The 10,013-nt window shown below is 68.1% G+C and carries 10 protein-coding genes; 2 read left to right on the forward strand and 8 right to left on the reverse strand.

The annotated features are described in order from the left end of the window. Positions 1 to 636: hypothetical protein (locus tag VKP62_13835; GenBank protein ID MEB3198277.1), on the forward strand; the 636-nt coding region annotated here is incomplete at its 5' end. 96 nt (positions 637 to 732) lie between these two features. Beyond that, positions 733 to 2,088 (forward strand): carboxypeptidase-like regulatory domain-containing protein, encoded by a 1,356-nt coding sequence (locus VKP62_13840; protein MEB3198278.1) that lies wholly within the window; start codon positions 733 to 735, stop codon positions 2,086 to 2,088. 116 nt (positions 2,089 to 2,204) lie between these two features. On the opposite strand, the gene VKP62_13845 is transcribed toward VKP62_13840, so the two are convergent. The 8 genes from VKP62_13845 to VKP62_13880 all read right to left on the reverse strand — a co-directional run bounded on the left by VKP62_13845 (position 2,205) and on the right by VKP62_13880 (position 9,875). Next, positions 2,205 to 2,492, reverse strand: coding sequence for a hypothetical protein (locus tag VKP62_13845; GenBank protein MEB3198279.1), 288 nt, complete (start codon positions 2,490 to 2,492; stop codon positions 2,205 to 2,207). 58 nt (positions 2,493 to 2,550) lie between these two features. Then, positions 2,551 to 3,615, reverse strand: coding sequence for an electron transfer flavoprotein subunit alpha/FixB family protein (locus VKP62_13850; GenBank protein MEB3198280.1), 1,065 nt, complete (start codon positions 3,613 to 3,615; stop codon positions 2,551 to 2,553). 2 nt (positions 3,616 to 3,617) lie between these two features. Further along, positions 3,618 to 4,406: an electron transfer flavoprotein subunit beta/FixA family protein gene (locus VKP62_13855; GenBank protein ID MEB3198281.1), complete on the reverse strand. Its 789-nt coding sequence runs from the start codon at positions 4,404 to 4,406 to the stop codon at positions 3,618 to 3,620. 125 nt (positions 4,407 to 4,531) lie between these two features. Next, on the reverse strand, positions 4,532 to 5,713 hold the full coding sequence (locus VKP62_13860) for an acyl-CoA dehydrogenase family protein (protein ID MEB3198282.1): 1,182 nt from the start codon (positions 5,711 to 5,713) through the stop codon (positions 4,532 to 4,534). A gap of 117 nt (positions 5,714 to 5,830) precedes the next feature. Then, on the reverse strand, positions 5,831 to 6,619 hold the full coding sequence (locus VKP62_13865; GenBank protein ID MEB3198283.1) for an enoyl-CoA hydratase-related protein: 789 nt from the start codon (positions 6,617 to 6,619) through the stop codon (positions 5,831 to 5,833). A gap of 129 nt (positions 6,620 to 6,748) precedes the next feature. Continuing rightward, a complete protein-coding gene (locus VKP62_13870; protein MEB3198284.1) occupies positions 6,749 to 7,993 on the reverse strand; it encodes a 3-hydroxyacyl-CoA dehydrogenase in 1,245 nt (414 codons plus the stop codon). An 88-nt stretch (positions 7,994 to 8,081) separates the two neighbouring features. After that, entirely contained in the window at positions 8,082 to 9,272 is a 1,191-nt protein-coding gene (locus VKP62_13875; GenBank protein MEB3198285.1) for a thiolase family protein, read from the reverse strand. Between the two features lie 33 nt (positions 9,273 to 9,305). Further along, positions 9,306 to 9,875 carry a PadR family transcriptional regulator gene (locus tag VKP62_13880; protein MEB3198286.1) on the reverse strand — a complete coding sequence of 190 codons (570 nt, stop codon included), beginning with the start codon at positions 9,873 to 9,875 and terminating at the stop codon, positions 9,306 to 9,308. Positions 9,876 to 10,013 lie beyond the last annotated feature (138 nt).

Below are 10,013 nucleotides of genomic sequence, written 5' to 3' on the forward strand. Positions count from 1 at the left end.
ACCTACAAGGTCAAGAACGACCCACCCACCTACCCGATGGGCACCTCCCCCCTGATCGACGTCAGCGGCTCCCGCAAGCGCGTCTACGTCTTCAACGCCAACACCCTCTTCAGCCTCGACTTCACCAGCCCCAAAACCTGGACCGATACCGATTACTCGCCGGGCCAGTCCACCGCCGGCACCAAGTATTCACGCTTCAACGAAGGCAGTCTCGGCCGCGCGGGCTCCGCCGGCGGCACCATGACCGACACCAAAACCCGCTACCTGCGCAACACCATCACCCCCGTGCTGAACTTCGACCTCAGTGCCCTCTACGCGGTCTGCTACTACCCCGACACGGGCGTCTACAACGACACCCTCTTCAAGGTGGCCGTCAACAAATTCACCCTGCCCATCAACGAAAGCACCAGCGCCGACCGACTCAGCGCCAGCGCCCCCAGCACCACCACCAGCGACGCCATCGCCACCGGCACCACCGCCATCGCCGCCGAAAACAGCGTCCACAACGGCAACTCCGTCAGCGCCAACGTCGGCAACCGGCTGCTCAGCATCGATCCCCTCGCCACCAATGGCGCCAACGACGGCATCTACCTCGGACTGGCGGGCACCAAGGCCCTCTACCGCTTCCAGCTCTGAGCCCTGCCGCTGAAAGCCGCGCCACAGCCGAGACGGGGCTCCCTCCGCGGGGTATAGCATGCGGGCAACGCTCCTAGCTGCTTGGAAATCTCGAAGGTGGCCCCGCTCCCACTCTCCCTGCCCCTCCGTTCGCTCTGCCTGCTGGCCGCCCTGCTGGGTGCCGCGTGTGGGCCGGACGTGCGCGTCTCGCAGATTCCTCAGTTCACCATCAACACGGCCCGCAGCACCCCGGAACCCACCCCCACCCCGACGCCCGTCGTCACGCCGACGCCGACGCCCACGCCGGCGCCGGTGGTACCCGGGCGCGTGCTGGGGCGCGTCGACGGCGAAGAACGGCCCCTGCCGGGCGCGCGGGTGGCCACCACGGACGGGCGCAGCGTCGAAACCGACGAGGAAGGGCGTTTCCGGCTCCCGGGAGACCCCCCGGCTGACGCGACCTATGCCGTCAGCGCTCCGGGCCACATCGGCGTCTCCATCAACGGCTACCGGGAACGCGAGTTGACCTTTCGCCTGCAGCCGGTGCCAACCGTCACGCCGCCGCCCCCCAGCGGTCCGATGGTCGTCAGCGGGCGCGTCGTCGATGCGACCGGAACGCCTCGCAGCGGCATCGTGGTCTCGGTCGCGGATGCCTTCGGCGCCGCCGGCAACCCGGCCACCAGCGATCTGGAGGGTCGCTTCAGCGTCGTCCTGACCGCTCCGGAGCGCCGGCTGCAGCGCGGCACCCTGCTGGCCGTGGACAGCCGCCGCAAATGGCTGGGCCTCGTGACGGAACTGAACCTGGCGGGGGCCCAGGTGACGGTCGACGGCGATCCCAAGACGCCGGGAGCCGACCCGATTCGCCTGAGCGAGGCGGTGCATGAGACCCAACTCAGCATCGACGGCACGGCCGCCCCCAGTTCGTTCAATGCCAGCCTGGAGCTACTGGGCCCCGATGGCACCAGCCAGCCGCTGGTGGCCGAGGGGGGGCGCTTCCTGGTGGCGAACCTGCCCGGTGGCCGCTACGACCTGCGCGCCGTGGCCACCGACAGCGCCAATCGCCTGAGCAGCTCCTTCCGCGTCGTCAACCTGGAGTTTCCCTGGCGCGTGGCCACCTCTCGCCAGGGCGACATCATGCTGGCGCCCCCCCAGTTCGTCAGGGGGCTGAGCTACACGCCAGGACAAACCCTGCGCTGGCTGCCCGTCTGGGGGGCCCGGGCCTATGCCCTGGAACTCAGCGGCAACCCGCTTGCACCGGACTTCAGCTGGCAGGCCCTGACCACGGGCACGGAGACGGCCTTCGTTTTTCCGGGCGGGCGCCCCCCGGCTGGCCGCTACACGCTCACGCTGACGGCCTGGGATGCCCCTGACCTGCCCCAAGCCGCCCAGGCGGCCCCCGGCGCCCCGCCGCCGACCCGCTACGAACCCCGCCTGCGCTACCGCAAGGCCAGTCGGAGCATCACCGTCACGCTTTAAGCGGAGCCGACGACGACCTCGGCCGGCCGCACCGGTGCGGTTGGCCATGCTGGCCCAACTCGTCCGAAGGCCGCGATGAGGGAGGGCAGCCACGAACGTCCGACGGCGTCACCGGATCAGCGACGATCGTCGCCCAGGTGCGGGGCATCGCGCCGGATCGCCGCGACGATCGGGCCAATCTCCGCTTCCAGTTGCTGGGCCGCCGGGATGCCGCTGCCGGCCAGGAGAGAACGCTGCGCCTCAGCGATCGCCGCCCCGATCACCATCACCTCGGCCGGCGTGTATGCGGCCGCGACCGGCAGATCGAGTTGCGCCAGCACCGTGGCCAGCAGTTCGCGCGCGGACTCCGGCTCCAGCAAGCCCTCGAGCTGCGCAAGAATCCGCGCGATCGGAATGTCCGCCATCGGCCAGGCCTCCTTGCAACGGCCCCGCGGCCGGCTGACCGCGGGGCGCGGGGTCCCCTCAGCGTGTCGAGATGGGCTGCTGGCGGGCCCGTGCGGCCTTGATCGCGGCAATCAGGGCCGGCACCAGCTCGTGCAGGTCGCCCACCACCGCCACGTCGGCCAAGCCCATCAGAGGCGCCTCCGCGTCTTGATTGATCGCCACGATCGTGCGGCTCTGGCGCATGGCATCGGTGTGGTCCATCGAACCGCCCACGCCGACGCCAATGTAAAGGTCCGGGGCAATCGTGGCGCCGCGCCCGCTGACCTCCTGCTCAGCCGCGATATAGCCCGCCTCGACCGCGCCACGCGTGCCGGCCACCTGGCCGCCCAGCAAGGCCGCCAGTTCCGCCACCAGTCCGGCTCCCGCCGTGCCGCCAAGGCCCTTGCCCCCGCAGATCACCACGCGGGCGCGCTCCAGCGGCACGCGTTCAGGCAACGGCGTCTGGCCCAGCAGCTGCACCCGCGAGCCGGCAGGCGAGAGGCTCAGCCGCACGAGTTCGCAGCTGCGCCCGTGGTCCAGTTCACCTTCGCGGAAGGCGTTCGGATGCAAGGTGGCCATCTGGGGCCGGGCTTGGGGGCAGGTCACGCTGGCCAGGCTGCGGCCGCCAAAGCTCTGGCGGGTTGCCACCAGCAGGCGTTCGCTCTCGTCGAGGTCGAGCGCCGTCGCATCCGCCACCAGCCCCGTGGCGAGTCGTTGCGCCAGCCGGGGCGCAACCTCGCGGCCGCGCGACGAGAAGGGCATCAGGACAATCTCGGGGCGCTTTTCCGTGACCAGCTCGGCCAGCGCGGCCACCCAGGCATCGGCGTTGCTGCCGGCAAAGCCCGCGTCATCGGCCAGGTAGACCGTGTCCGCGCCCAGTTGCCCCAGCGCCTCGGCGGCCGCCTCGCTGCCGCCGAGCAAGACGGCATCGACGCGCGTTCCCAGGCGATCGCCCAGTTCCCGCGCCTTCGCGATCGCCTGGCGGCTGCCACGCGTCACGCCCGTTTCGGCGGGCTCGGCCACCACCCAGATGCCGCGCCAATCGTCGCCGGCCGCCTCGGGCAGGTCGCCGCCCATCAAGAATGCGAGATCTGACAGATCCATGGCTACACCTCGAGCAGATTCTTGCGGGAGAGCCGTTCCAGCAATCCCTGCACCACCACGTCCGTGGCCCCCGTCAACCGCTCCCCTTTGTCGCGCTTCTCGGGCTTGTAGGCCCGCGTCACGACCGTGGTCGAGCCGGCCTGTCCGACCGCCTCGGCGGACAGCCCCAAGGTGTCCAGGGTCCAGCTGGCCAGGGGTTTCTTGGCCGCCTTCATGACCCCCATGGCATTCGGGATGCGCGGCTTGGGCGCGTCCAGCGAGACCGACACCACCGCCGGCAGGGCCACCTCCACCTGCTCGCGGCAGGTCTCGGCGTTGCGTCCGGCGCGCAGCGTCTCACCGGCCAGGCTGGCCTCGAAGATCGCCGTCACCAGCGGCTGCCCCAGCGCCTCGGCCAGGCGTGGCGCCAGCTGGCTGGTGGCGCCGTCGGCGGAGGCCTCCCCCGTCAGCACCAGCCCGACGTCCGACAACTGGCGCAGGGCCGCCGCCAGCACCGCGGCGGTGACGCCCGTGTCCGAGCCGGCCAGGGCCGCATCGCTGACCAGCACGGCCTCGTCCGCGCCGGCGGCCAGCGCCTGGCGCAGGGCCTGGTCGGTGCCGGGCGGACCCATTGAGAGCACCACCACCTTGCCGCCCGCCGCGGCCTTGAGCGCCAGCGCCACCTCCAGCGCATGGCGATCGGCCAGATTCACCACGCCCTTGGCCTCGCTGCGCCGGGCATAGCCCGTATCCCGGTCCAGGCCGACCTGGAGCGTCTCCGGCACCTGCTTGATGCACACCACGATGTCCATGCGCCACCCTCTTCACAACACGGCTGAAAAGTTCACGCGGCCAGTCCGGCCGCTCTCACCGGCGGCTTGCCCCGCCGGGTTGACCCGGCGGCCCCGCCTGGCGCGGAGCCGCCGGCCGCAGGCCCTTACACCCGGGCCAGTTCCTTTTTCTTGTCCTTGAGAAGTTCGCGGGCGATGACCACCTTCTGGATCTCGTTGGTGCCCTCGAAGATCTCGAAGATGCGGGCGTCGCGGAACATGCGCTCGATCGCCAGTTCGGCCGAGTAGCCCATGCCGCCGTGAATCTGCAGCGACTTGTTGATCACCCAGCTCGACTGTTCCGTGCAGAACAGCTTGATCATCGAGCCTTCCATGGTGATCGACTCGCCCTGCTCCATCAGCCAGGCCGCGTGGTAGACCATCTGCTCCATGGCGTAGATGCGCGTGGCCATCTCGGCCAGGTAGAACTGGATGGCCTGGAAGTCCGCCACCGGCTTGCCGAACTGCTGCCGCTGGAGGCTGTGGTTGACCGCCATGTCATAGGCTTCCTTGGCCGCCCCGAGCGCGGCCGCGCCCAGGAACAGGCGTCCCTTGTCGAGGATCTTCATGGCCGTCACGAAGCCCAGGCCGACCGTGCCGAGCACGTTCTCGTTGGGCACCCGCACGTTCTCGAAGGTGACGGTGGTGGTGCCGGAACCCGCCAGGCCCATCTTGTGTTCCTTGGGGCCCGAGATGACGCCGGGACCGCGCTCGACCACGAAGGCCGTCACGCCGCCCCGGGCCCCGAGGGCCGGATCGGTCACGGCGAAGACGGTCATGCAATCCGCGATGTCCCCGTTGGTGATCCAGATCTTCTCCCCGTTCAGGATCCAGTCGTCGCCGTCCCGCACCGCGCGCGTCTTGATCGCGGCGGCGTCGGATCCGGCGCCCGCCTCGGTCAGGCAGAAACAGCCGATGCTTTCCGCGCTGGCCAGCTTGGGCAGGTACTTCTGCTTGATGTGCTCGGAGCCGTCGAGCACCAGGCCGTAGGTGCCGATGCCGCCATGGGCGCCCAGCACCACGCAGGTGCTGGCACAGGCCCGGCTGATCTCCTCAGCCAGGATCGCGAAGGTGATCGGGTCAGCGCCCGTGCCGCCGTATTCTTCCGGGATGGCCATGCCCATGAAGCCCATCTCGGCCATCTTGTTGAGCAGATCGCGCTCAATTTTGGCCTCGCGGTTGTGCTTCATCGCCCGCGGACGGATCTCGGCGTCGACGAACTCCTTGGCCGCCTGGCGAAACATCACGTGCTCGTCCCGGATGTAGGGACTCTTGAACTCCAGCGTCATCGCGCAACTCCTTGGTGGGTCAGCGCACCGGGGGGACCATTGGTCGTCGGGCCCACGCCGATGCCCTGGGAAGGGGACACTCCGGGCCACGGCACCGCCGCGGCCCGGCCTGGGGACCTACTGGTCGGTGAAGGCTGGACGGCGCTTCTCCTTGAAGGCCGCCACGCCCTCGCGCATGTCCTTGGTTTCGGTCAGCCCGGCGAACAGGCTGGCCTCGCGCTCCAGATGCGCCTCGAGCGACAGCTCGCGGCCCTCGTTCAGACTGGTCATGATGGCCTCGATCGCCTTGCCGCCAAAGCCCGTGATCTTCTTGGCCAGGCCCAGCGCCTGCTTGAGCACGTCACCTTCGGGCACGACCTTGTTGACCAGGCCCACGCGGAAGGCCTCCTGGGCCGTGATCGTGTCGGCCGTCAGCATCATCTCGGTGGCCTTGGCCCAGCCGACCACGCGCGGCAGGCGCGCCGTGCCGCCGAAGCCCGGCATGATGCCGAGGTTGATCTCCACCAGGCCCAGCTTGGCCCGGTCCGAGGCGATCCGGATGTGGCAGGCCAGCGCCAGTTCCAGGCCGCCGCCCAGGGCCACCCCGTTGATGGCGGCGATCACCGGCTTTTTCAGGTTCTCCAGCTTGCTGAAGACGGCCTGACCACCCTGCACCAGCCCCTTGGCCGAGGCCGGATCCGTCAGGGCCGCGATCTCGTTGATGTCGGCCCCGGCCACGAAGGCCATGCCGTTGCCGGTCACGACCACCGCCTTGACCTGCGGGTCGTCCGCCACCTGGTCAAGCACGGCCGACAGCTCGCTCATGGTGGCCGTGTTGAGGGCGTTGACGGGGGGATGGTCGATCGTGACGATCGCCACGCGATCATCGATGCGAAGTTTCACGTACTGCTGGGTCGCCGTGGTCATGGCGTTGGCTCCTCCTGATGATGCCCCGATGAATCAGCGGGGCCTTGGTTTGCGATGGATGCGCGCCCCTTGCGGGGGCCGAAGCCGCCCGCCCGGTCAGGCCAGACGCGGGCGGGAGACCCCTGGGGGTCAGACCGTCTCGAACGCCGCGGCGTGCTCCTTGAAACCCTTGCCGGTCTTCACGCCGAGCTGACCGGCCGCCACCTTGCGCTTCAGCAAGGGCGCCGGACGGAAGCGCTCGCCAAAGATCGCCTGGTATTCCTGCAACTTGGCCAGCACCACGTCGAGGCCCATCTCGTCCGCGATCTGAAGCGGCCCCTTGGGACCCGTCGTGTCGGCCATGCCGGCCCCCGCCATCATGGCGATGTCGATGTCATTGGGGCTCGCCACCTTCTCCTGCAGCGCGTGCGCGGCCTCGTTGATCATCGGCAGCAACAGCCGCTCGAAGGTGAAGGGCGTGCCCTTGATGCCGGTTTCGGCCTGCACCTCGGCGATCGCCTCGGCCACGAAGGTCTCGGAGGCATCGCCGCCGTGCACGTAGAAGCCGGCCCCGGTCTTCTGGCCCCAGCGCTTGGCGTGATAGAGCTTCTCCAGCAAGCGCGCCGGCGCCATGCGCGGACCATACTCGTCATGCAGGATGTGCTGCACGTGATAGCACACGTCGACGCCCAGCATGTCGGCCAGGAAGAAGGGCCCCATCGGCATGCCCCGCTCCGTCACGGCCGCGTCGATTTCTTCCATCGTGGCCGAACCTTCCTGCGCGGCGTAGACCGCCTCGTTGAAGAAGGGCATCAGCAGGCGGTTGACCGCGAAACCCGCGCACTCTTCGACCCGCACGGGCAGCTTGCGCAGGCTGCTGGTGAAGTCCATCACGTCGTTGATGGTGTCTTCCGAGGTCTCGATGCCCGGGATGATCTCCACCAGTTTCATGACCGGGGCCGGGTTGAAGAAGTGCATGCCGATGACCTTGTCGGCCCGCTTGGTGACGGCCGCCAGCTCGCTGATCGACAACGCCGAGGTGTTCGAGGCGAAGATGCACGAGGGCGGACAGACCGCGTCGAGTTCCTTGAAGACGGCTTTCTTGATCTCCATCTTCTCGGTCACGGCCTCGATCACCAGGTCGACGTCGTCAAAGCCGTCGTAGGTGGTGCTGCCGGAAATCAGCATCATCTTCTGGTCCATTTCGGACTGAGTCATCTTGCCCTTCTTGACCCGCGAGGCATAGACCTGACGGGCCGCCTCGATGCCCTTGTCGACGGCATCCTGGTTGATGTCCTTGATCACCACCGGCAGGCCCGAAAACGAGACCACCTGGGCGATGCCGCCGCCCATGGTGCCGCCGCCGATGATGGCCGCTTTATAGATGTACGCCATGGCTCCTCACTCCTTTTCCAGTAACCGTTGCCGGTGTTGACGCCTGGTGTGGCTCCCGTGCGGGAGCAGCTGGCCCGCAGGCCAAGATTCATGCCCGCTCGTAGGCGATCGCCGCCCCCATCCCGCCGCCGACGCACAGGCTTGCGATGCCCTTATGGGCGCCGCGGCGGGCCATCTCCTTCAGCAGGCTGATCGACAGCCGCACGCCGGTGGCCCCGATCGGGTGCCCCAGGGCGATCGCCCCGCCGTTCACGTTGAGGCGATCCTTGGGCAGTTCCCAGACCCGGTCGCAGGCCAGCACCTGGGCCGCGAAGGCCTCGTTGATCTCGAACAGGTCGATGTCTTCCTTGCTCCAGCCCAGCTTCTCCAGCAGCTTGGGAATGGCATAGGCGGGGCCCAGGCCCATGCGCTCGGGTTCCAGCCCGGCGAAGCTGTAGCCCTTGATCGTGGCCAGGGGCGTCAGGCCCAGGGCCTCGGCCTTCTCGCGGGTCATCAGCAGCATGGCCGCCGCCGCGTCGTTCATCGGGCAGGAGTTGCCTGGCGTGACGGTGCCGCCGTCCTTGAAGATGGTGGGATACATCGCCAGCATCTGCGGGTTGATGGCCGGATTGATGCCCTCGTCCTGGGCGAAAGCCTCCGGCGCCACCGCCTTGCCGGCCGCCTTCTTGGGCACCATGACCGTCATCATCTCGTCCTTGAACTTGCCCTCACGGGTCGCCCGGAAGGCCTTCTTGTGGCTCTCGACGGCGTACTTGTCCTGCTCCTCGCGGGTGATGCCGAATTCCTCCACCAGGTTCTCGGCCGTCGCGCCCATCAGCTGGTTGCAAACGGGGTCGTTGAGCCCCTCCCAGAGCGTGTCGATCAGCTGGGAATGGCGCAGGCGCTTGCCGAAACGCATGTCGCGGTTGATGTAGGGGGCGTTGCTCATCGATTCGCAGCCGCCGACAATCGCCACGTCGTGGTCGCCGAGGGCGATCGCCTGATAGCCGCTCACGATCGCCTGGGTGCCCGAGGCGCAGTTGCGGTGGACGGTGAAGGCCGGCACCTGCTTGGGAATGCCCGCGTTGAGCGCGATCACGCGCGCCACGTTGGGCGCATCGGAGCCCTGCGCGGCGCAGCCGAAGACGACCTCACCGACCAGCGCCGGATCCAGCCCGGTGCGATCGAGCAGTTCCCGCACGACGATGCGACCCAGTTCCTGGGCGGTCATGTCTTTCAGGGCCCCGCCGAAAGTGGCGACCGGCGTCCGAACGCCATCGATGACTACGACTTCTCTCATGAGGTGACAGCCTTTCCGCGTGTTCAGGGTGCTTCAACCAGCGCCGACCGCCTGGCCGGCAGGGGGGATATCCAGAGTGTCCGGGTTGGTTTCCTCGGCGGCGATCAGACGCTCGACAAACGCGATCTCCTCCGCATTGGCGTGGACGTGATAGCGAATCAAGGCGCGCCGGTAGCGGTCGAGCCCGTGCGAGGGAATCGCTTCCATCTCCGTCAGGCTCTGGCGATTCTCATGCAGGAACTTCAGGCGTTGCTGCAGCATGGCGAGCCGCGCCGCCGGCTCGAGATAGCGAAAGAAGGTCAGCCGCAGCGTGAACTTGTGCGGGTCGCTGATTTCCGTGGGCGAGCCGACCTCGCGCATCATGGCCAGAAAGGCCTGCTCGCCGGCCGGCGTCAGGGCGTAGACGTGCTTGGCCGGACCGCGGCCGTCGCGAATGGTCTGGCGCGTGAGTTGCTCCCGCCGCTCCAGCCGGCGCAGGGCGGGATACAGGGTGCCGTAGCTGAGTTGCCAGATGTGCCCGACGATGAACGACAGGTAATGCCGAAGCTCGTACCCGTGCATCGGCTTTTCCTTCAAGACACCCAGGATGGCCAGTTCGAGCACCGTTGCTCCCTCAGTGGCAGACCGTTGTCCTACTGAATACCCGGCAGCTATATCGATATACACTAACTATATCGAACAGATACACTATATGGCGAAACGATATAGCTGGCAAGGGCCAGTCGGGAGATTCTTCTGGGC

This window comes from Candidatus Sericytochromatia bacterium (assembly GCA_035285325.1).
Taxonomy (GTDB): domain Bacteria; phylum Cyanobacteriota; class Sericytochromatia; order S15B-MN24; family JAQBPE01; genus JAYKJB01.